This is a genomic window from Escherichia sp. E2562 (assembly GCF_005781075.1).
Taxonomy (GTDB): Bacteria; Pseudomonadota; Gammaproteobacteria; order Enterobacterales; family Enterobacteriaceae; genus Escherichia.
On sequence record NZ_VATM01000005.1, the window covers coordinates 368,345 to 391,601 of the forward strand.

Genomic DNA, 23,257 nt, shown 5'->3' on the forward strand with positions numbered 1-23,257 from the left:
ACAGAACATTGCGGTGGCACGCTTTTACCGCTACCTTAACCACACTCCATCGGTCACCTGAGGCGGAGCTTCGCCCCTTTGAAATACCTTGCTTCTTTTCGCACAACCCTGAAAGTCTCGCGCTACATGTTCAGAGCGCTGGCGTTATTGATCTGGCTGTTGATTGCTTTTTCATCAGTGTTTTACATCGTCAACGCTTTACATCAACGAGAATCTGAGATTCGTCAGGAATTTAATCTGAGCTCCGATCAGGCCCAGCGGTTTATTCAGCGCACCTCTGATGTCATGAAAGAGCTGAAGTACATTGCTGAAAATCGCTTATCCGTGGAAAACGGCGTGCTTTCTCCGCGTGGGCGTGAAACGCAAGCAGATGTGCCGGTTTTCGAACCGCTGTTTGCTGATTCCGATTGTTCCGCAATGAGCAATACCTGGCGAGGCTCCCTGGAGTCACTGGCGTGGTTTATGCGCTACTGGCGCGATAATTTCTCTGCGGCTTACGATCTCAACCGCGTGTTTTTAATCGGCAGCGATAACCTCTGTATGGCTAACTTTGGCCTGCGTGATATGCCCGTCGAACGTGACACCGCTCTGAAAGCCCTGCATGAACGCATTAACAAATATCGTAACGCGCCACAGGATGACAGTGGCAGTAATCTTTTCTGGATCAGTGAAGGGCCGCGTCCTGGGGTGGGATATTTCTACGCGCTGACGCCGGTTTATCTGGCAAACCGTTTGCAAGCGCTTTTAGGCGTAGAACAGACAATTCGGATGGAGAACTTCTTCCTGCCGGGGACGTTGCCGATGGGCGTCACCATTCTTGATGAAAATGGCCATACCCTGATTTCGCTGACCGGACCGGAAAGTAAGATTAAAGCCGAACCGCGTTGGATGCAGGAGCGATCCTGGTTTGGCTATACGCCAGGTTTCCGTGAGCTGGTGCTGAAAAAAAATCTACCGCCTTCTTCGCTAAGTATTGTCTATTCCGTGCCTGTTGATCAGGTGCTGGAACGTATTCGCATGTTGATACTTAACGCGATTTTGCTGAACGTGATTGCGGGTGCTGCATTGTTTACCCTCGCACGGATGTATGAGCGACGTATTTTTATTCCGGCGGAAAGTGACGCCCAGCGACTGGAAGAGCATGAGCAGTTTAACCGCAAGATAGTCGCCTCAGCGCCTGTGGGGATCTGCATTTTGCGAACTGTCGATGGCGTTAATATTTTGAGTAACGAACTGGCGCATACCTATCTCAACATGCTTACGCATGAGGATCGCCAACGGCTGACGCAAATTATTTGTGGCCAGCAGGTCAATTTTGTCGATGTCCTTACCAGTAACAATACCAACCTGCAAATCAGCTTTGTTCATTCGCGCTATCGTAATGAAAACGTGGCAATTTGCGTACTGGTAGATGTGTCTTCACGTGTGAAGATGGAAGAGTCGCTGCAAGAAATGGCGCAGGCAGCAGAACAGGCGAGCCAGTCAAAATCGATGTTCCTTGCTACCGTCAGCCACGAACTGCGAACGCCGCTGTATGGCATTATCGGCAACCTGGATCTATTACAAACCAAAGAGTTACCAAAAGGTGTTGACCGTCTGGTGACGGCAATGAATAACTCTTCCAGCCTGTTATTGAAAATTATTAGCGACATTCTCGATTTTTCGAAGATTGAATCGGAACAGTTGAAAATCGAACCACGCGAGTTTTCACCGCGCGAAGTCATGAACCACATCACCGCCAACTATTTGCCGCTGGTGGTTCGCAAGCAACTTGGTTTGTACTGTTTTATCGAGCCAGATGTACCGATGGCGCTCAATGGCGACCCAATGCGCTTACAGCAGGTGATCTCCAACCTGTTGAGTAATGCTATTAAATTTACCGATACCGGCTGCATTGTTCTGCATGTTCGCGTTGATGGTGATTATCTTTCTATTCGCGTACGCGATACCGGGGTGGGCATTCCAGCTAAAGAAGTGGTGCGGTTATTTGATCCGTTCTTCCAGGTAGGGACGGGCGTACAGCGTAACTTCCAGGGTACTGGTCTGGGGCTGGCGATTTGTGAAAAACTGATCAGCATGATGGACGGTGACATCTCGGTGGATTCTGAACCGGGAATGGGCAGCCAGTTTGCGGTGCGTATTCCACTGTATGGCGCGCAGTATCCGCAGAAAAAAGGTGTCGAAGGATTAACGGGTAAACGTTGCTGGCTGGCGGTACGCAATGCGTCGCTCTGTCAGTTCCTTGAAACCAGTTTGCAGCGTAGCGGCATAGTCGTTGCTACATACGAAGGGCAGGAGCCGACTTCCGAAGATGTGTTGATCACCGATGATGTGATGAGTAAAAAATGGCAGGGCAGGGCGGTTGTGACTTTCTGTCGTCGCCATATCGGTATCCCTCTTGAGAAAGCGCCTGGTGAATGGGTACACAGTGTGGCAGCTCCGCACGAGCTACCGACATTGCTGGCGCGCATCTATCTGATAGAAATGGAGAGCGACGATCCTGCTAACTCTCTGCCGTCGACCGACAAAGTGGTCAGCAATAACGACGATATGATGATTCTGGTCGTGGACGATCATCCAATTAACCGTCGTCTGTTGGCCGATCAGCTTGGATCGTTGGGCTATCAGTGTAAGACGGCGAATGATGGTGTTGATGCGCTTAATGTTCTTAGTAAGAATCACATTGATATCGTGTTAAGTGATGTCAACATGCCGAATATGGATGGTTACCGGTTAACGCAACGTATCCGCCAGTTGGGACTCACGTTGCCGGTAATAGGGGTAACGGCCAATGCGTTGGCTGAAGAGAAACAGCGGTGTCTGGAGTCCGGTATGGATAGCTGTCTGTCTAAGCCAGTGACGTTGGATGTTATAAAACAGACGCTGACGATGTATGCCGAGAGGGTCAGGAAAGCGCGAGAATCGTAAGCCGGATAAGGCGTTTACGCCGCATCCGGCAATCGGTGCAAATGCCAGATGCGACGCTGGCGCGTCTTATCTGGCCTACATTATCGTAATCCATTGAAATAATGGAATTCGTAGGCCGGATAAGGCGTTTACGCTGCATCCGGCAATCGGAGCAAATGCCAGATGCGACGCTGACGCGTCTTGTCTGGCCTACATTATCGTAATCCATTGAAATAATGGGATTTGTAGGCCGGATAAGGTGTTTACGCTGCATCCGGTAATCGGAGTTTATCGGGAATGCGGGAAATTACTCTTTATCCGCCGGACTTAACGTCACAGAAGAGAGATAATTCAACAGAGCGATATCGTTCTCGACTCCCAGCTTCATCATTGCGGATTTTTTCTGGCTACTGATGGTTTTAATGCTTCGGTTCAGCTTTTTAGCAATCTCGGTAACCAGGAAGCCTTCGGCAAACAGGCGCAGAACTTCACTCTCTTTTGGTGAGAGGCGCTTGTCACCGTAACCGCCAGCACTGATTTTCTCTAACAGCCGAGAAACGCTTTCCGGAGTAAATTTCTTACCTTTCTGTAGCGCGGCGAGCGCTTTCGGCAGGTCGGTCGGCGCACCTTGTTTCAGAACGATCCCTTCGATATCCAGGTCCAGTACCGCGCTAAGAATAGCCGGGTTGTTGTTCATGGTCAGAACAATAATCGACAGACTTGGGAAGTGGCGCTTGATGTACTTGATTAAGGTAATGCCATCGCCGTATTTATCGCCAGGCATGGAGAGATCGGTAATCAAAACATGCGCATCCAGCTTCGGCAGGTTATTGATCAGTGCTGTAGAGTCCTCAAATTCGCCGACAACATTCACCCACTCGATTTGCTCAAGTGATTTGCGAATACCGAACAAGACTATCGGATGGTCATCAGCAATAATTACGTTCATATTGTTCATGTAATAGGCTACCTTGCTACAGCAAGCTCTTGACATAGCTGTCAATGTCGCTGATGTATTTTTCTATTCCTGGGACATCCTTCTCGCGAATAAGATGTTCCAGCGTTTCACATAACTGCTTGCCGGGTACCAGATTAAGCATGGCAAACACGCCTTTCAGACGATGAGCCGTTTGGGCTAACGCAGCAAAGTCACTGGTTGCTGCCTCAGTATATAGCCTCTTAACATCATCCGGTACTGTGTCTACAAAGAGCGCATAATAGCCGCTGGCATGGAGTTGTGCATTTTCATCTCCGCCCAGAGGCGATTCTGTCACCTCTTCCTGCGCCAGTTGCACTTCGATCAATTGTAAGACCGCTTCCTGCATAGCGTTGCTCATATTGAAGTTGACGCACAATTGACCAGGTCCAATTTCCCGTACGCCAGACTCATCATCGCTTAAAAGCAAGCCAGAGGCAGTAAGATTAGACGGATTATCCGTTAAAAAGATATCATAATCTTGACTAATTAATCTTTCATCCGGTGTGATGCAGGTTGCCCCCCAATTTTCTAACTGGCGAGTGACAATATTCCGAATTTCTGCGGAAGTTATGTCCATCATCACGCTAACATCATCCAGTAAACGCTCTTCTTCCTCTTCTACTTCCGGTTCCGCAGTGGGCATTTTGATATGCACGGAATAACGTGTACCAAGCTCGTCGCGCGTTTTGATGTTTAAATGACCGCCTAGCTTGCGCGCCAGTTGATCGCTCAACCAGAATGCTAACGGATCCGCCTTGCCGTAACGATCGCTTTGGGTCTGGTTGATGAACGGGAAGTGCAAATTATCCATTTCATGAATACTTATGCCATCTCCGGTGTCCAGAATGCGGAAAGTCAGACGTTCTTCGGAAGATTCGTCCTGGTCAACCTCAAGGGTAATTTTCCCCATTTGCGTTGAGGTGACAGCATATTGCATCAGTAACAGCAAAATACGGCGTAGGGCATCGCGATCGCCGCAGCGCATATCGTGTGCTTTTAGATGATTGTTAATCAATAGCTGCAAACCTTTACGCTTGATGGCTGGCAACACGGAAGGCACGACTTCATCAATTAAATCCTGCACGGAGAAAAGCTCGCTCTCGCTTTTCCAGCTATCGTCGGCAAGCATATTTGCTAACTGGATTTCATCGACCATGCGCACCAGCACATCAGCCTGATTCGCCAGTTGTTTGCTTTCCGGTGTGTTGAGTTTGGCTGCGCTTTCCGCCAGGGAGTGTGCAGGTTCTTTTAGTGCATCGCCAATATTTTTCATAAAGGCCATCCGGCCTTGCTGATTTTTCTCGTACAGACGCTGCGCCTGCTTGAGTTTCTTGTTCACCAGTACTTCGCGATCTTGATCGCGAATAATGAAGATTTGTGTACGCGGCGCGACCTGGCTGCGGAACATACGGATCTCATACAGTTCGTTATTGATCGTCGCCTGAATGATGCCCTGATGCTGCTCTGCCATAGTGGTGATGTTTTGCAGATTCAAATGCGGCAGCAGGTGGTCGGCAATTTTGTTGCTTATTACTGTGCGATTCGATTCCTGATCGTGAACCAGCAGGCCGAGCGGCAGCAGTGACACGATCTCTTCATTGATGGCCCGCAAAACGCGCAGTTCATTGTTCACTGCCGTGCTGGGTACGCTTTCGGTGGTGCGGCCAGAGAAATGGCGGAAGGTGGTATAGCCAAACAGCGCCAGCGCCAGCAAACCGATGTTCAGCAGCAGCGGCAGGAGAATGTTTTGCAACGTATCCAGCAGCAATGTGCCATAAGGAACCTGCCAGACCAGACGCATATCTGTGGAGTTTAGCGCCGAAGAGATTTCAATCTTCGAACTATTAAAGTGGATACTGACGCTATCCGTCGCTTCTTTCTCATTATTATTGGTTCCCGCAGCTGTCGCGTCTGGCTCCAGACGGAAACTATCCAGCGGCATCCCCGGCGGGATCAAATCATTAATAGGCAGATCAAAAGCGACTACCGTCGCCAGATGCCCCGGCTGGTTAAAGGTGGTGCGCAGGGTAAAATAATGGCCGTTCTGCCAGGCCAGGCGACGCAGGTTAGAAAAACTTTCGCGTTCATCCAGGGCGTTGGCCTGTTGCAACATCTCTGCGCGACGAGAATCAACAATGTCACTGACGGTCGACTCTTTAAATCCCGAGGTGAGATCTTTGAGCGGTAGGGTGGAGATCAAAACCAGGCTGTTATCCTGGCCGTTCAGATAGTACATCGACCAGGGGACATTCTCTGCGCCCCATAATGTGTCCAGATAAGTGGACATTCTTTGGGTCATCTCAAGCGTTGAGTTGTCGTGGGAACCAAAGATCAGGGCTTCCGTTTTGCGGCGCGGTTTTTCCAGATAATAGACATCCTGTTTCAGGCGCGTCTCCTGCAACCCTTCGCTGGAGGAGGTAGAGGCCGTCGCGGCAATGTTGTCGTAGATTTGCCAGGTCACATAACGCCATGTATCGACGCGCTTTTGTATGGCATGGGTAATATCAACGATCTGGTAGCTTTTATCTTTCAGCCAGGCGTTAACGGCGCTTTGTACCATTACACCCATCGTCACCAGTAACACGATGATCAGCAGTAAAAAGAAGCGGGTAATGCTCCCCGGTAGGAGTGAAAAGCGGGTCGTGGCCGTTGTCTCTTTCTGACGCATTCGTGTTTATGACCTGTTAAAACTTCGCAAAGTGATAGGGCAGTATAAAGGGTACAGTGTGAAATTCCAGACTCTTACCTGATTGATGTTAAGGCATTAGCCGACGATATTTCACATTTTGCGCTGCGGTAAATAAATGTACAAATGCGTTGTTAATGTACAAATAACCCACAGGCATGAAGAAAATTATCAGGAAAATAGCGCAGATAGATTTTGTCGGTAATTGTTGTCGTTTTTTACGAAATAGTTAACGATTGTTATAATTTTGCTACGGTAGCACAGGAAAATAAAAGATGTGTAAAGAAGGGTAAAAAAAACCGGATGCGATGCATCCGGCCGAAATAGGGGTAAACAGACATTCAGAAATGAATGACGGTAATAAATAAAGTTAATGATGATAGCGAGAGATATTTTAGTTGCGAGTGAAGAATTTGTTTTAACATTCAGTGCGGTCAAAGACTTAAGATTAAGTTATTGTTTTAAAGGTCGAAATAATCTTACTTGATGTTTAGTGCGTTATTTGCTCAACCATTAGAATTTGAAAAAGTTCCATCACATTTACATTTTGAAATACCTATGTGGATATTTGAAACATCTTAAAAGTTTTAGTATCATATTCGTGTTGGATTATTCTGCATTTTTGGGGAGAATGGACCTGCCGACTGATTAATGAGGGTTAATCAGTATGCAGTGGCATAAAAAAGCAAATAAAGGCATATAACAGAGGGTTAATAACATGAAAGTTAAAGTACTGTCCCTCCTGGTCCCAGCTCTGCTGGTAGCAGGCGCAGCAAATGCTGCTGAAGTTTACAACAAAGACGGCAACAAATTAGATCTGTACGGTAAAGTAGACGGCCTGCACTATTTCTCTGACGACAAGTCTGTAGATGGCGACCAGACCTACATGCGTCTTGGCTTCAAAGGTGAAACTCAGGTTACTGACCAGCTGACCGGTTACGGCCAGTGGGAATATCAGATCCAGGGCAACGCTCCGGAAAGCGAAAACAACTCCTGGACCCGTGTGGCATTTGCTGGTCTGAAATTCCAGGACATCGGTTCTTTCGACTACGGTCGTAACTACGGCGTTGTTTACGACGTAACTTCCTGGACCGACGTACTGCCAGAATTCGGTGGCGATACTTACGGTTCTGACAACTTCATGCAGCAGCGTGGTAACGGCTTCGCGACCTACCGTAACACCGACTTCTTCGGTCTGGTTGACGGCCTGAACTTTGCAGTTCAGTACCAGGGCAAAAACGGTAGCGTAAGCGGCGAAGGCATGACCAACAACGGTCGTGGCGCTCTGCGTCAGAACGGCGACGGTGTCGGCGGTTCTATCACTTATGATTACGAAGGCTTCGGTATCGGTGCTGCAGTTTCCAGCTCCAAACGTACTGATGATCAGAACAGCATTGCTTACATCGGTAACGGCGACCGTGCTGAAACCTACACTGGTGGTCTGAAATACGACGCTAACAACATCTACCTGGCTGCTCAGTACACCCAGACCTACAACGCAACTCGCGTAGGTTCCCTGGGTTGGGCGAACAAAGCACAGAACTTCGAAGCTGTTGCTCAGTACCAGTTCGACTTCGGTCTGCGTCCGTCTGTAGCATACCTGCAGTCTAAAGGTAAAAACCTGGGTGTCGTTGCTGGTCGTAACTACGACGACGAAGATATCCTGAAATATGTTGATGTTGGTGCTACCTACTACTTCAACAAAAACATGTCCACCTACGTTGACTACAAAATCAACCTGCTGGACGACAACCAGTTCACCCGCGCTGCTGGCATCAACACTGATGACATCGTAGCTCTGGGTCTGGTTTACCAGTTCTAATTTCGATTTCTATCGACAAAGGGCCTTCGGGCCCTTTTTTCATTGTTTTCAGCGTACAAACGCGTTTTTTTGGTGTACTCTTGCGACCGTTCGCATGAGGATAATCACATATGGAAATAAACTTTACCCGCGTGGCATTGCTGGCTGCCATGCTCTTCTTTGTCGGTTGCGATCAAAAACCACAACCCGCCAACTCCCACGCTACTGAAGTGACTGTTCTGGAAGGCAAAACCATGGGAACCTTCTGGCGTGCCAGCATCCCGGGCATTGACGCCAAACGTAGTGCCGAGCTCAAAGAGAAGATTCAGACCCAGCTGGACGCTGACGATCAGCTGCTTTCGACCTATAAAAAAGACTCTGCTCTGATGCGCTTTAACGACTCGCAAAGCCTGACACCGTGGCCGGTAAATGAAGCGATGGCGGATATCGTCACTACCTCGCTGCGTATTGGCGCAAAGACCGATGGCGCGATGGATATTACTGTCGGGCCACTGGTGAATCTGTGGGGCTTTGGTCCGGAACAACAACCGGTACAAATTCCGAGCCAGGAACAAATTGATGCAATGAAAGCCAAAACCGGCTTACAGCACCTGACGGTCATCAATCAGTATCATCAGCAGTACCTGCAAAAAGATCTTCCGGATTTATATGTCGATCTTTCGACCGTCGGCGAAGGCTATGCCGCCGATCATTTGGCACGCTTGATGGAGCAGGAAGGTATTTCCCGCTACCTGGTGTCGGTGGGGGGAGCGCTGAACAGCCGCGGTATGAACGGCGAAGGTCAGCCGTGGCGAGTGGCAATTCAAAAACCAACCGATAAAGAAAACGCAGTTCAGGCGGTAGTGGATATCAACGGTCACGGTATCAGTACCTCCGGCAGCTATCGCAACTATTACGAACTGGACGGCAAACGCCTTTCCCATGTTATCGATCCGCAAACCGGACGACCTATCGAACATAATCTGGTGTCCGTGACGGTGATTGCTCCGACGGCACTGGAAGCTGACGCCTGGGATACAGGTTTGATGGTGCTCGGGCCAGAGAAAGCCAAAGAAGTCGTTCGCCGGGAAGGGCTGGCGGTTTATATGATCACCAAAGAAGGTGATAGTTTTAAAACCTGGATGTCGCCGCAGTTTAAAAGCTTCCTTGTCAGCGAAAAAAATTAAAGCGCAAGATTGTTGGTTTTTGCGTGATGGTGACCGGGCAGACTAAAGGCTATCCTTAACCTGGGAGCTGATTATGAAAAACGCCACACGCTTAACTGACGATCAACGCTGGCAATCGGTCTTATCCCGCGACCCGAATGCCGACGGCGAATTCGTTTTCGCCGTGCGCACCACGGGTATCTTTTGCCGTCCGTCTTGCCGCGCGAGACATGCCTTGCGGGAAAACGTCTCCTTCTACGCAAATGCCAGCGAGGCACTCGTCGCCGGATTTCGCCCCTGCAAACGCTGCCAACCTGATAAAGCCAATGCCCAGCAACACCGGTTGGATAAAATCACCCACGCGTGTCGACTACTGGAACAGGAAACGCCTGTAACGCTTGAAGCCTTAGCCGACCAGGTGGCGATGAGTCCATTCCATCTGCATCGTTTATTTAAAGCCACCACCGGAATGACGCCAAAAGCCTGGCAACAGGCCTGGCGTGCTCGTCGCTTGCGCGAATCGCTGGCGAAAGGGGAGAGTGTCACCCAGGCGATTCTGAACGCAGGATTCCCCGACGGCAGCAGTTACTACCGCAAAGCCGACGAAACGTTGGGTATGACGGCTAAACAGTTTCGTCACGGTGGCGAAAACCTGGCTGTGCGTTATGCGCTGGCCGATTGTGAACTGGGGCGCTGCCTGGTGGCAGAAAGCGAGCGGGGGATTTGCGCGATTCTGCTGGGCGACGATGACGGGACGTTGATTAGCGAACTCCGTCAGATGTTTCCTGCCGCTGACAACGCGCCAGCTGACCTGACGTTTCAGCAACATATACGTGAGGTTATCGCCAGCCTCAATAACCGCGATACGCCGCTGACGTTACCGCTGGATATTCGCGGCACCGCTTTTCAACAACAAGTCTGGCAGGCGCTTCGCACTATACCTTGTGGTGAAACGGTGAGTTACCAGCAACTGGCGAACGCGATTGGCAAACCAAAAGCCGTTCGCGCCGTAGCCAGTGCCTGCGCCGCCAATAGATTAGCTATTATTATCCCTTGTCATCGGGTAGTACGCGGTGATGGCGCACTTTCTGGTTACCGCTGGGGCGTGTCGCGCAAAGCGCACTTGCTGCGCCGCGAAGCTGATCATGAGGAGAGGTAATGTTGGATCTGTTTGCCGATGCTGAACCGTGGCACGAATCGCTGGCTTCCGGCGCGGTGATTTTGCGCCGTTTTACTTTTAACGTTGCGGAACAACTGATGCACGATATCAGTGGCATTGCCAGCCAGTCGCCGTTTCGCCAGATGGTCACTCCTGGCGGATATACCATGTCGGTGGCGATGACCAACTGCGGGCATCTGGGCTGGACGACCAATCGGCAAGGTTATCTCTATTCGCCCATTGATCAGCAAACAAGTCAACCGTGGCCCGCCATGCCGCAAAGTTTTTATGATTTATGTCGGCGCGCGGCCACGGCAGCGGGCTATCCAGATTTCCAGCCTGACGCTTGCCTTATCAACCGCTACGCCCCGGGCGCGAAACTGTCGCTACATCAGGATAAAGACGAACCGGATCTGCGCGCACCGATTGTTTCTGTTTCTCTGGGCTTACCCGCGATTTTTCAATTTGGCGGCCTGAAACGAAATGATCCGCTCAAACGTTTGTTGCTGGAACATGGCGATGTGGTGGTGTGGGGCGGTGAATCACGGCTGTTTTATCACGGTATTCAACCACTAAAAGCTGGGTTTCATCCACTCACCGCCGACTGCCGCTACAACCTGACCTTCCGTCAGGCAGGTAAAAAAGAATAAAAATAAGAATTATTATTGCTGTGTGCGCGGAGATGTTTAAACTGCGGGCTGTAATTCATTGTCCGGGTTTTCTGCATGGAACTTCTTGTACTTGTCTGGCGGCAGTATCGCTGGCCATTTATCAGTGTGATGGCGCTAAGCCTCGCCAGTGCGGCATTAGGCATTGGCTTAATTGCTTTTATCAATCAGCGCCTTATCGAAACGGCGGATACCAGTCTGCTGGTGTTGCCGGAGTTTCTGGGTTTATTGCTGCTGTTAATGGCGGTAACACTGGGATCGCAACTGGCACTTACTACGCTGGGCCATCACTTCGTTTACCGACTGCGTAGCGAATTTATCAAGCGGATACTGGATACCCACGTCGAGCGTATCGAACAACTTGGTAGCGCCTCGTTGCTGGCGGGGTTAACCAGCGATGTGCGCAATATCACCATTGCTTTTGTGCGTCTGCCGGAACTGGTGCAGGGGATCATTCTCACTATCGGTTCAGCGGCGTATCTCTGGATGTTGTCGGGCAAAATGTTGCTGGTAACGGCTATCTGGATGGCAGTCACCATCTGGGGCGGTTTTGTACTGGTGGCGCGGGTGTACAAGCATATGGCGACTCTGCGTGAAACCGAAGACAAACTGTACTCGGATTTTCAAACTGTACTCGAAGGGCGCAAAGAGCTGACTCTGAACCGTGAGCGCGCCGAGTATGTGTTTAACAATCTCTACATTCCTGATGCGCAAGAGTATCGCCATCATATTATCCGCGCAGACACCTTCCATCTAAGTGCCGTGAACTGGTCGAACATTATGATGCTGGGTGCTATCGGCCTGGTATTCTGGATGGCAAATAGCCTGGGTTGGGCTGATACCAACGTTGCCGCGACCTATTCGTTGACGCTGTTATTCCTGCGTACGCCACTGCTTTCGGCGGTTGGCGCATTGCCGACGCTGCTGACGGCGCAGGTGGCGTTTAACAAGCTGAACAAATTCGCGCTCGCACCTTTCAAAGCGGAGTTTCCGCGCCCGCAGGCGTTTCCCAACTGGCAAACGCTTGAGCTGCGTAATGTTACGTTTGCTTATCAGGATAACGCGTTTTCCGTTGGGCCGATTAACTTCACCATTAAACGTGGCGAACTGCTGTTTCTGATTGGTGGCAATGGTAGCGGCAAATCGACGCTGGCGATGTTGTTGACGGGGTTGTATCAGCCACAAAGCGGCGAAATCTTGCTGGATGGCAAACCTGTCAGCGGCGAACAACCGGAAGATTATCGCAAACTGTTTTCGGCGGTGTTTACCGATGTCTGGTTATTTGATCAACTGCTGGGGCCGGAGGGCAAACCTGCTAACCCGCAACTGGTTGAGAAGTGGCTGGCGCAGCTGAAAATGGGTCATAAGCTTGAGTTAAGTAACGGGCGTATTGTTAACCTGAAGTTATCGAAAGGGCAGAAAAAACGCGTGGCGCTGTTGCTGGCTTTGGCAGAAGAACGCGATATTATTCTGCTGGATGAATGGGCGGCGGATCAGGATCCACATTTCCGCCGTGAGTTTTATCAGGTGCTGCTGCCGCTGATGCAGGAGATGGGGAAAACTATTTTCGCCATCAGTCATGATGATCATTACTTTATCCACGCCGACCGCCTGCTGGAAATGCGCAACGGGCAACTTAGCGAGCTGACCGGCGAAGAGCGTGACGCTGCTTCGCGTGATGCCGTTGCCCGGACGGCATAATATTTTGGCGCTGACCTGGCGGGATACTGTCGCCAGGTCAATATTCTAAAAATCCCCCCGTTTCTAATAACCCTATAATTAATCAACGAAATTATAATGTTTATAAAATTAGAAGATAATTTATAAACATTATTTAAATGTTGTTACTTAAGTGTTACCGTTGATGCCGCGCAAATCTCACCTGCAATAAAGCGACTAAAAGTAAGGCATTAACAAGATGAAAAAAGTGACTGCCATGCTCTTCTCGATGGCCGTGGGGCTTAATGCCGTTTCGATGGCGGCAAAAGCGAAAGCGTCCGAGGAGCAGGAAACTGATGTACTGTTGATTGGCGGCGGCATTATGAGCGCCACGTTGGGGACCTATTTACGCGAGCTGGAGCCTGAATGGTCGATGACCATGGTGGAGCGCCTGGAGGGTGTCGCGCAGGAGAGTTCGAACGGCTGGAACAACGCCGGAACCGGGCATTCTGCACTGATGGAACTGAACTACACCCCGCAAAACGCCGATGGCAGCATCAGTATCGAAAAAGCAGTCGCCATTAACGAAGCATTTCAGATTTCCCGCCAGTTCTGGGCGCACCAGGTCGAGCGCGGCGTGCTGCGTACTCCGCGTTCATTTATCAATACCGTTCCGCACATGAGCTTTGTCTGGGGCGAAGATAACGTCAACTTCCTGCGCGCCCGTTACGCGGCCTTGCAACAAAGTTCGTTGTTCCGCGGTATGCGTTACTCCGAAGATCACGCGCAAATCAAAGAGTGGGCGCCACTCGTGATGGAAGGACGCGATCCGCAGCAGAAAGTGGCTGCGACACGTACAGAAATCGGCACCGATGTGAACTATGGTGAAATCACTCGCCAGTTAATTGCTTCCTTGCAGAAAAAATCTAACTTCTCGCTGCAACTCAGTAGCGAAGTCCGCGGCCTCAAACGTAATGACGACAACACCTGGACCGTCACCATTGCCGATCTGAAAAATGGCACAGTACAGAACATTCGCGCGAAATTTGTCTTTATCGGTGCGGGCGGTGCGGCGCTGAAGCTTTTGCAAGAATCCGGTATCCCGGAAGCGAAAGAGTACGCTGGTTTCCCGGTGGGCGGTCAGTTCCTCGTCTCGGAAAACCCTGACGTGGTTAATCACCATCTGGCGAAGGTTTACGGTAAAGCATCTGTCGGTGCGCCGCCGATGTCGGTTCCGCATATCGATACCCGTGTTCTGGACGGTAAACGCGTAGTGCTGTTTGGACCATTTGCCACCTTCTCAACCAAATTCCTCAAAAACGGTTCGTTGTGGGATCTGATGAGTTCCACCACCACCTCTAATGTGATGCCGATGATGCACGTCGGGCTGGATAATTTCGATCTGGTGAAATACCTGGTGAGTCAGGTGATGTTGAGTGAAGAGGATCGTTTTGCAGCGCTGAAAGAGTACTATCCACAGGCGAAAAAAGAGGACTGGCGTTTATGGCAAGCGGGGCAGCGCGTACAGATTATCAAGCGTGATGCCGCGAAAGGTGGCGTACTGCGCCTGGGAACAGAAGTGGTCAGTGACCAGCAAGGAACCATTGCTGCGCTGCTGGGGGCATCGCCGGGGGCGTCAACCGCCGCACCGATTATGTTGAATCTGCTGGAAAAAGTGTTTGGTGATCGTGTTTCCAGCCCGCAATGGCAGGCCACGCTGAAAGCGATCGTTCCGTCTTATGGACGTAAGCTGAACGGTGATGTGGCAGCAACAGAGCGTGAGTTGCAGTACACCAGCGAAGTGCTGGGGCTGAAATACGACAAGCCGCAGGCGGCAGACAGTACGCCGAAACCGCAGTTGAAACCGCAACCCGTTCAAAAAGTAGTCGCGGATATTGCGTTGTAATGATGTGCCACATTCGGCATGGTATGCCGGATGTGGCGTATGCTGATAAGACGCGCCAGCGTCGCATCAGGCAACCGGCTCGGGCGTTGGATGTCGGATGCGGCGTAACCGCCTTATCCGACCTACGAGGTGCAGCACTTCACCGTGGCGTAGGCCTGATAAGACGCGTCAGCGTCGCATCAGGCAACCGGCTCGGACGTTAGATGTCGGATGCGGTGTAACCGCCTTATCCGACCGACGGGCGGTACGCTGTGTTTAGCGAACTACTGCGTTGTCAATCTTCTCTTCCGCCTTCCAGATGCGGTACTTCACATCTACATTGTCTGGCGTATACACCACGATCGGCAGCTTGCTGTTGTAACGCAGCATTCCGGTATCGCCCAGATACGCGGTGACAAATTTCTTCTCTTTCTTGCCATCCGGGCAGGCCATCATCGTGGAAACCGGGGAGCTAACTTTATCAAAGACATAATAATCATAGCCCCAGCCTTCCAGCGTTTTGCTTTCCAGTTTCCCGCCGAGACGATGCAGATTGCAGTCAACTTCCAGCGTCTGACCGATTAACAGTTCTACTTTCAGGGTAGATTCATCTTCTTGCGGGGTTAACTGAATCACCTGACGCTTCATCCCTTTTTCAGCTTGCGGATAAGGGGCGATTTTTTCCAGTGGCTGAACGCTTTCTGCCGCCCAGGCTGAAGTTGTGGCGAAAGCGGCAAACAATACTGCAGGTAGAATAGTCTTCATTTTTGCTTTCCTTCTTCATTTATAGGTTTTCACCGATGATGTCGCTGAAGGTTAACATATTCATCAGATTTATTAATTTGCTTTATGAATAATGCATAGAATATTCAGACAACTTTACCTTCTCTTTTGGAGTTATATGCTGATGGATAGCGAAGCCTGGAAGAATATCTTTGGTGAATTTATCGCTATGTAAAATTGTTTATAACCGATTGAAATGTGAATAAAAGCCCATTTTTGCCAGCCTTCCCGCCACTCTTTTGATCCTGCTACATGTTTTACCCCGATCGGGGTATGCATCTTTGACACATCCTTTAATATCTTAGCGCCTATAAAAATGGCTTATTAATTACGCGGTTTCTTTGGTCGCTCTCAATTTTCAGAGCGCGTTAATGATGGAAGGTCAATGTGAAGATTGATGCATCCCGTCGGGGCATACTCACTGGTCGCTGGCGCAAAGCCAGTAACGGTATCCGTCCGCCCTGGTCCGGTGATGAATCTCATTTTCTGACCCATTGCACCCGCTGCGATGCCTGTATTAATGCTTGTGAAAACAACATTCTGCAACGCGGCGCGGGTGGCTATCCGAGCGTTAATTTCAAAAATAACGAGTGCAGCTTCTGTTACGCCTGCGCGCAGGCTTGCCCCGAATCGCTATTTTCTCCGCGCCACACCAGGGCCTGGGATTTGCAGTTCACCATTGGGGACGCGTGCCTGGCGTATCAGTCAGTTGAATGTCGCCGCTGTCAGGATAGCTGTGAGCCAATGGCAATTATCTTTCGCCCGACGCTCTCCGGGATCTACCAGCCGCAACTTAATAGCCAACTTTGCAACGGATGTGGAGCATGTGCAGCCAGTTGTCCGGTATCAGCCATAACTGCGGAGTATCTCCATGCACACTAACTGGCAAGTTTGCAGCCTGGTCGTGCAGGCCAAAAGCGAACGAATTTCAGACATCAGCACCCAACTGAACGCCTTTCCCGGCTGTGAAGTTGCTGTCAGCGACGCGCCGAGCGGTCAGTTGATTGTGGTGGTGGAAGCAGAAGACAGCGAAACGCTGATCCAAACCATTGAGTCAGTACGCAACGTAGAGGGCGTGCTGGCGGTGTCGCTGGTTTATCACCAGCAGGAAGAGCAAGGTGAGGAAACACCATGAAACTCAGTCGTCGTAGCTTTATGAAAGCTAACGCCGTTGCGGCCGCTGCGGCGGCTGCCGGTCTCAGCGTGCCGGGCGTTGCCCGCGCCGTTGTTGGTCAGCAGGAAGCCATCAAATGGGATAAAGCGCCGTGCCGTTTCTGCGGTACTGGTTGCGGCGTTCTGGTCGGAACGCAGCAGGGGCGTGTGGTGGCCTGTCAGGGCGACCCGGACGCACCGGTTAACCGTGGCCTGAACTGCATTAAGGGCTATTTCCTGCCCAAAATCATGTACGGTAAAGACCGTTTGACGCAGCCGCTTCTGCGTATGAAAAACGGTAAATATGACAAAGAAGGCGAGTTCACCCCAATCACCTGGGATCAAGCCTTTGATGTGATGGAAGAGAAATTCAAAACCGCCCTGAAAGAAAAAGGGCCGGAATCGATCGGTATGTTCGGTTCTGGTCAGTGGACTATCTGGGAAGGTTATGCCGCGTCCAAGCTGTTCAAAGCGGGCTTCCGCTCGAACAACATCGACCCGAACGCGCGTCACTGTATGGCGTCGGCAGTAGTTGGCTTTATGCGTACCTTTGGTATGGATGAGCCGATGGGCTGCTATGACGACATCGAGCAGGCTGACGCGTTTGTGCTGTGGGGCGCAAACATGGCGGAGATGCACCCGATCCTCTGGTCGCGCATCACTAACCGTCGTCTCTCTAACCAGAACGTCACCGTGGCGGTGCTTTCTACCTACCAGCATCGTAGCTTCGAGCTGGCGGATAACGGCATCATCTTTACGCCGCAATCTGACCTGGTGATCCTGAACTACATCGCCAACTATATCATTCAAAACAATGCGATAAATCAGGACTTCTTCAGCAAGCACGTTAACCTGCGCAAAGGGGCGACGGACATCGGCTACGGTTTACGTCCGACCCATCCGCTGGAAAAAGCAGCGAAGAATCCGGGTTCTGACGCCTCCGAACCGATGAGCTTTGAAGATTACAAAGCCTTCGTTGCCGAGTATACGCTGGAAAAAACCGCCGAAATGACTGGCGTACCAAAAGATCAGCTGGAACAGCTGGCGCAGTTGTATGCCGATCCGAACAAGAAAGTCATCTCCTACTGGACGATGGGCTTCAACCAGCATACCCGCGGTGTGTGGGCCAACAACCTGGTCTACAACCTGCACCTGCTGACCGGCAAAATTTCCCAGCCGGGTTGCGGTCCGTTCTCCCTGACCGGGCAGCCTTCCGCATGTGGTACTGCGCGTGAAGTGGGCACCTTTGCTCACCGTCTGCCTGCGGACATGGTGGTGACTAACGAGAAACACCGTGATATCTGCGAGAAGAAGTGGAATATCCCGAGCGGCACCATTCCGGCGAAAATCGGTCTGCACGCGGTAGCACAGGACCGTGCGCTGAAAGACGGCAAGCTGAATGTTTACTGGACCATGTGTACCAACAACATGCAGGCCGGGCCGAATATTAATGAAGAGCGTATGCCGGGCTGGCGCGATCCGCGCAACTTTATCATCGTCTCCGATCCGTATCCGACAGTCAGTGCGCTGGCAGCGGACTTGATCCTGCCGACAGCAATGTGGGTAGAGAAAGAGGGTGCTTACGGTAACGCCGAACGCCGTACTCAATTCTGGCGTCAGCAGGTGCAGGCGCCAGGCGAAGCGAAATCGGATCTCTGGCAGTTAGTCCAGTTCTCCCGCCGCTTCAAAACTGAAGAAGTATGGCCGGAAGAGCTGCTGGCGAAGAAACCGGAACTGCGTGGCAAAACGCTGTACGAAGTTCTGTATGCCACTCCGGAAGTGAGCAAATTCCCGGTATCCGAACTGGCAGAAGATCAGCTGAACGATGAATCCCGCGAGCTGGGCTTCTATCTGCAAAAAGGGCTGTTCGAAGAGTACGCATGGTTTGGTCGCGGTCACGGTCACGATCTGGCACCGTTCGATGACTACCACAAAGCACGCGGTCTGCGCTGGCCGGTAGTGAACGGTAAAGAAACGCAGTGGCGTTACAGCGAAGGTAACGACCCGTACGTGAAAGCGGGCGAAGGCTATAAGTTCTACGGTAAACCGGATGGCAAAGCGGTGATCTTCGCGCTGCCGTTCGAACCGGCGGCGGAAGCACCGGATGAAGAGTACGACCTGTGGCTCTCTACCGGACGCGTCCTGGAGCACTGGCACACCGGCAGTATGACTCGCCGTGTACCGGAACTGCACCGCGCCTTCCCGGAAGCGGTCCTGTTTATTCACCCGCTGGATGCGAAAGCGCGCGATCTGCGTCGTGGCGACAAAGTGAAAGTGGTTTCTCGCCGTGGCGAAGTGATCTCGATTGTCGAAACGCGCGGTCGTAACCGTCCGCCGCAGGGCCTGGTGTATATGCCGTTCTTCGACGCTGCACAGCTGGTTAACAAACTGACGCTGGACGCGACCGATCCGCTCTCGAAAGAGACGGACTTCAAGAAGTGCGCGGTCAAACTGGAGAAGGTGTAAGCCATTATGTCCCGGTCAGCGAAACCTCAAAATGGTCGCCGCCGCTTTCTGCGCGATGTTGTTCGCACAGCAGGCGGGCTGGCAGCCGTGGGTGTGGCGCTGGGGTTACAACAGCAAACCGCACGCGCATCTGGCGTGCGGTTGCGCCCGCCCGGAGCCATAAACGAGAACGCCTTTGCCAGTGCCTGTGTGCGTTGCGGTCAGTGTGTTCAGGCTTGCCCTTACGACACATTAAAACTGGCGACGCTGGCCTCTGGTCTGTCGGCAGGTACGCCGTATTTTGTCGCGCGGGATATTCCTTGCGAAATGTGTGAGGACATTCCGTGCGCCAAAGTGTGCCCAAGCGGTGCGCTGGATCGTGAGATCGAATCGATCGACGACGCGCGGATGGGGCTGGCGGTGCTGGTGGACCAAGAAAACTGTCTCAACTTTCAGGGGCTGCGCTGTGATGTTTGTTATCGCGAATGCCCGAAAATTGATGAGGCAATCACCCTGGAGCTGGAGCGCAACACGCGTACCGGTAAGCACGCCCGTTTTCTGCCGACGGTTCACAGCGACGCCTGTACCGGCTGCGGTAAGTGCGAAAAGGTGTGTGTGCTGGAACAACCGGCAATCAAGGTGTTACCGCTGTCACTGGCGAAAGGGGAGTTAGGTCACCATTACCGCTTCGGCTGGCTGGAGGGGAACAATGGCAAATCGTAAACGTGACGCCGGGCGCGAGGCACTGGCGAAGAAAGGCTGGTGGCGCAGTCACCGTTGGCTGGTGTTGCGTCGCCTTTGTCAGTTCTTCGTGCTGGGGATGTTTTTGAGCGGCCCGTGGTTTGGTGTGTGGATCTTGCATGGCAACTACAGCAGTAGCCTGTTATTCGACACCGTTCCGCTGACCGATCCGCTGATGACGCTGCAAAGCCTTGCCAGCGGCCATCTGCCTGCCACGGTGGCGCTGATCGGTGCGGTGATTATCACCGTGCTCTACGCCCTGGCAGGAAAGCGATTATTTTGCAGCTGGGTCTGCCCGCTGAACCCGATTACCGATTTAGCGAACTGGTTGCGCAGGCGCTTTGACCTCAATCAGTCTGCGACGATCCCTCGCCACATTCGCTACGTGCTGTTGGTGGTCATTCTGGTGGGCTCAGCCTTAACTGGCACGCTCATCTGGGAATGGATCAACCCCGTTTCTCTGATGGGGCGTAGCCTGGTAATGGGATTCGGCAGCGGCGCACTGCTTATTCTCGCGCTGTTTTTATTTGATCTACTGGTCGTTGAACACGGCTGGTGCGGCCATATTTGTCCGGTCGGCGCGCTGTATGGCGTGCTGGGTAGCAAAGGTGTTGTCACCGTTGCGGCCACCGATCGACAGAAATGTAACCGCTGTATGGATTGTTTTCATGTTTGCCCGGAACCGCATGTGCTACGTGCCCCGGTGCTGGATGAACAAAGCCCGGTGCAGGTCACCAGCCGCGATTGCATGACATGCGGTCGCTGCGTGGATGTCTGTTCTGAGGATGTATTTACAATAACTACACGATGGAGTTCGGGAGCGAAATCATGAAAAGCCATGACCTGAAGAAAGCGCTGTGTCAATGGACGGCGATGCTGGCCCTGGTGGTGAGCGGCGCGGTTTGGGCGGCAAATGGCGTCGATTTTAGCCAGTCGCCGGAAGTATCCGGGACGCAGGAAGGGGCCATTCGGATGCCAAAAGAGCAGGATCGGATGCCGCTGAACTATGTGAATCAGCCGCCAATGATCCCGCATAGCGTTGAAGGTTATCAGGTAACGACCAATACCAACCGCTGCTTGCAGTGCCACGGTGTCGAAAGCTATCGCACCACTGGCGCACCGCGCATCAGTCCTACTCACTTTATGGACAGCGACGGCAAAGTGGGCGCGGAAGTGGCTCCACGTCGTTATTTCTGTCTGCAATGTCACGTACCGCAGGCCGATACCGCGCCAATCGTGGGGAATACCTTTACCCCATCAAAAGGTTACGGGAAATAAGAGGTTATTATGGGAAATTCTGACCGTAAGCCTGGTCTGATTAAGCGCCTGTGGAAATGGTGGCGTACCCCCAGCCGTCTGGCGCTGGGGACGCTGCTGTTGATCGGCTTTGTTGGCGGCATCGTCTTCTGGGGCGGCTTTAACACGGGGATGGAAAAAGCTAACACTGAAGAGTTTTGCATTAGCTGCCACGAAATGCGCAACACGGTATATCAGGAATACATGGATTCCGTGCATTACAACAACCGTAGCGGCGTACGTGCGACCTGTCCGGATTGTCACGTTCCGCACGAGTTTGTGCCGAAGATGATACGCAAGCTCAAAGCAAGTAAAGAGCTGTATGGTAAAATTTTTGGTGTTATTGACACGCCGCAGAAATTTGAAGCTCATCGCCTGACGATGGCACAGAATGAGTGGCGGCGCATGAAGGACAATAACTCGCAGGAGTGCCGTAACTGTCACAACTTCGAGTATATGGATACAACCGCCCAGAAATCGGTTGCCGCGAAGATGCATGACCAGGCGGTGAAAGATGGGCAAACCTGTATTGATTGCCATAAAGGGATAGCGCACAAGCTGCCCGATATGCGTGAAGTCGAGCCAGGTTTTTAACAGGGTTATTGCGTGGGTATGCTTGAAGCCAGAGAGTTACTTTGCGAGCGGGATGAACGAACCTTATTTAGTGGTTTATCATTTACGCTGAACGCAGGAGAGTGGGTACAAATCACCGGCAGCAACGGCGCGGGGAAGACAACGCTTCTCCGTTTGCTGACGGGGTTGTCTCGCCCTGATGCGGGAGACGTTCTCTGGCAAGGGCAGCCCTTGCATCAGATACGCGACAGCTACCATCAAAACCTGTTATGGATAGGCCATCAGCCGGGGATTAAAACCCGGCTGACGGCGTTAGAAAATCTGCATTTCTATCACCGTGACGGTGATACCGCACAATGTCTGGACGCCCTGGCGCAGGCCGGGCTTGCCGGATTCGAAGATATTCCCGTAAACCAGCTCTCTGCCGGGCAACAACGCCGCGTCGCGCTGGCGCGATTATGGCTGACCCGCGCTACGTTGTGGATCCTCGACGAACCTTTTACCGCGATTGACGTCAACGGCGTCGATCGTCTGACCCAGCGCATGGCGCAGCATACGGAGCAGGGGGGAATTGTGATTCTGACCACCCACCAGCCGCTCAACGTTGCTGAAAGTAAAATCCACCGCATTTCTCTGACGCATACAAGGGGCGCATGATGTTCTGGCGCATTTTCCGTCTTGAGCTGCGCGTGGCGTTTCGCCATAGCGCCGAAATCGCTAACCCGCTGTGGTTCTTCCTGATTGTTATTACCCTTTTTCCACTTAGTATCGGTCCGGAGCCGCAATTGCTGGCGAGGATTGCACCGGGCATTATCTGGGTGGCGGCGCTGCTTTCCTCATTGCTGGCGCTGGAGCGACTGTTTCGTGACGATTTGCAGGACGGCAGTCTTGAACAACTGATGTTGTTGCCATTACCCTTGCCCGCCGTTGTGCTGGCGAAGGTGATGGCGCACTGGATGGTGACAGGTTTGCCTCTGCTCATTCTCTCACCACTGGTGGCATTGCTACTGGGAATGGACGTGTACGGTTGGCAAGTGATGGCGCTAACGCTGTTGTTGGGAACCCCCACGCTTGGCTTTCTTGGTGCGCCAGGCGTGGCGCTGACGGTCGGACTTAAGCGCGGTGGAGTGCTACTCAGCATTCTCGTGTTACCACTCACCATCCCCTTACTCATCTTTGCCACCGCTGCGATGGACGCGGCTTCGATGCATTTGCCCGTGGACGGGTATCTGGCAATTTTAGGCGCGTTGCTGGCTGGCACCGCGACATTAAGTCCTTTTGCGACGGCGGCAGCGTTACGAATCAGCATTCAATAACGCTGGATTACTGATTTTTGTTCGAGTCTGGTATCGAAATT

Annotated in this window: 20 protein-coding genes; 16 read left to right on the forward strand and 4 right to left on the reverse strand. The window is 51.9% G+C overall.

Annotation, left to right across the window (positions count from 1 at the left end):
• Positions 1–78: 78 nt before the first annotated feature.
• On the forward strand, positions 79–2,928 hold the full coding sequence (gene rcsC / locus FEK43_RS10645; RefSeq protein ID WP_130260524.1) for a two-component system sensor histidine kinase RcsC: 2,850 nt from the start codon (positions 79–81) through the stop codon (positions 2,926–2,928).
• Between the two features lie 286 nt (positions 2,929–3,214).
• Here rcsC and rcsB read toward each other — a convergent pair whose 3' ends face one another.
• Together rcsB and rcsD are read right to left on the reverse strand one after the other, a co-directional pair.
• Positions 3,215–3,865, reverse strand: coding sequence for a response regulator transcription factor RcsB (gene rcsB, locus FEK43_RS10650; protein ID WP_042290573.1), 651 nt, complete (start codon positions 3,863–3,865; stop codon positions 3,215–3,217).
• 16 nt (positions 3,866–3,881) lie between these two features.
• Positions 3,882–6,554, reverse strand: a complete 2,673-nt coding sequence (gene rcsD, locus FEK43_RS10655; protein WP_130260523.1) for a phosphotransferase RcsD — start codon at positions 6,552–6,554, stop codon at positions 3,882–3,884.
• 736 nt (positions 6,555–7,290) lie between these two features.
• Between rcsD and ompC the strand changes: the two genes are divergently transcribed.
• From ompC to mqo, 6 genes are all read left to right on the forward strand, one after another.
• Positions 7,291–8,394, forward strand: coding sequence for a porin OmpC (gene ompC / locus FEK43_RS10660; RefSeq protein WP_130207146.1), 1,104 nt, complete (start codon positions 7,291–7,293; stop codon positions 8,392–8,394).
• Between the two features lie 110 nt (positions 8,395–8,504).
• Positions 8,505–9,560 (forward strand): FAD:protein FMN transferase ApbE, encoded by a 1,056-nt coding sequence (apbE, locus tag FEK43_RS10665; protein ID WP_135407413.1) that lies wholly within the window; start codon positions 8,505–8,507, stop codon positions 9,558–9,560.
• Between the two features lie 73 nt (positions 9,561–9,633).
• Positions 9,634–10,698: a bifunctional DNA-binding transcriptional regulator/O6-methylguanine-DNA methyltransferase Ada gene (ada, locus tag FEK43_RS10670; RefSeq protein ID WP_135407411.1), complete on the forward strand. Its 1,065-nt coding sequence runs from the start codon at positions 9,634–9,636 to the stop codon at positions 10,696–10,698.
• Positions 10,698–11,348 (forward strand): DNA oxidative demethylase AlkB, encoded by a 651-nt coding sequence (gene alkB, locus FEK43_RS10675; RefSeq protein ID WP_135407409.1) that lies wholly within the window; start codon positions 10,698–10,700, stop codon positions 11,346–11,348. Before ada ends, alkB begins: the two co-directional genes overlap by 1 nt.
• Before the next feature lie 75 nt (positions 11,349–11,423).
• Positions 11,424–13,067, forward strand: coding sequence for a microcin J25 efflux ABC transporter YojI (yojI, locus tag FEK43_RS10680; protein ID WP_138158536.1), 1,644 nt, complete (start codon positions 11,424–11,426; stop codon positions 13,065–13,067).
• Between the two features lie 217 nt (positions 13,068–13,284).
• Entirely contained in the window at positions 13,285–14,931 is a 1,647-nt protein-coding gene (gene mqo, locus FEK43_RS10685; protein ID WP_135407406.1) for a malate dehydrogenase (quinone), read from the forward strand.
• Between the two features lie 255 nt (positions 14,932–15,186).
• Here mqo and eco read toward each other — a convergent pair whose 3' ends face one another.
• Both eco and FEK43_RS23320 read right to left on the reverse strand, forming a co-directional pair.
• Positions 15,187–15,675: a serine protease inhibitor ecotin gene (gene eco / locus FEK43_RS10690; RefSeq protein WP_130207134.1), complete on the reverse strand. Its 489-nt coding sequence runs from the start codon at positions 15,673–15,675 to the stop codon at positions 15,187–15,189.
• 132 nt (positions 15,676–15,807) lie between these two features.
• Positions 15,808–15,972 carry a hypothetical protein gene (locus FEK43_RS23320; RefSeq protein WP_276606407.1) on the reverse strand — a complete coding sequence of 55 codons (165 nt, stop codon included), beginning with the start codon at positions 15,970–15,972 and terminating at the stop codon, positions 15,808–15,810.
• Between the two features lie 108 nt (positions 15,973–16,080).
• On the opposite strand from FEK43_RS23320, the gene napF reads away from it, so the two are divergent.
• The 9 genes from napF to ccmB are packed head-to-tail and all read left to right on the forward strand — an operon-like array spanning position 16,081 to position 23,216.
• Positions 16,081–16,575: a ferredoxin-type protein NapF gene (gene napF, locus FEK43_RS10695; RefSeq protein ID WP_000686723.1), complete on the forward strand. Its 495-nt coding sequence runs from the start codon at positions 16,081–16,083 to the stop codon at positions 16,573–16,575.
• Entirely contained in the window at positions 16,565–16,828 is a 264-nt protein-coding gene (napD, locus tag FEK43_RS10700) for a chaperone NapD (protein WP_000557378.1), read from the forward strand. The genes napF and napD overlap by 11 nt, the downstream gene beginning before the upstream one ends.
• Complete coding sequence (napA, locus tag FEK43_RS10705; protein WP_000778067.1) at positions 16,825–19,311, forward strand: periplasmic nitrate reductase subunit alpha; 2,487 nt, start codon at positions 16,825–16,827, stop codon at positions 19,309–19,311. The genes napD and napA overlap by 4 nt, the downstream gene beginning before the upstream one ends.
• 6 nt (positions 19,312–19,317) lie before the next feature.
• Positions 19,318–20,013 (forward strand): ferredoxin-type protein NapG, encoded by a 696-nt coding sequence (gene napG / locus FEK43_RS10710; RefSeq protein WP_000091291.1) that lies wholly within the window; start codon positions 19,318–19,320, stop codon positions 20,011–20,013.
• A complete protein-coding gene (gene napH, locus FEK43_RS10715) occupies positions 20,000–20,863 on the forward strand; it encodes a quinol dehydrogenase ferredoxin subunit NapH (protein WP_130207130.1) in 864 nt (287 codons plus the stop codon). Before napG ends, napH begins: the two co-directional genes overlap by 14 nt.
• Positions 20,860–21,309 carry a nitrate reductase cytochrome c-type subunit gene (napB, locus tag FEK43_RS10720; protein ID WP_000835174.1) on the forward strand — a complete coding sequence of 150 codons (450 nt, stop codon included), beginning with the start codon at positions 20,860–20,862 and terminating at the stop codon, positions 21,307–21,309. Before napH ends, napB begins: the two co-directional genes overlap by 4 nt.
• A 9-nt stretch (positions 21,310–21,318) precedes the next feature.
• Entirely contained in the window at positions 21,319–21,921 is a 603-nt protein-coding gene (gene napC / locus FEK43_RS10725) for a cytochrome c-type protein NapC (protein ID WP_000528376.1), read from the forward strand.
• Positions 21,922–21,933: 12 nt separating this feature from the next.
• A complete protein-coding gene (gene ccmA / locus FEK43_RS10730; protein WP_240783032.1) occupies positions 21,934–22,557 on the forward strand; it encodes a cytochrome c biogenesis heme-transporting ATPase CcmA in 624 nt (207 codons plus the stop codon).
• Positions 22,554–23,216 carry a heme exporter protein CcmB gene (ccmB, locus tag FEK43_RS10735; RefSeq protein WP_000971724.1) on the forward strand — a complete coding sequence of 221 codons (663 nt, stop codon included), beginning with the start codon at positions 22,554–22,556 and terminating at the stop codon, positions 23,214–23,216. The genes ccmA and ccmB overlap by 4 nt, the downstream gene beginning before the upstream one ends.
• Positions 23,217–23,257: the final 41 nt, after the last annotated feature.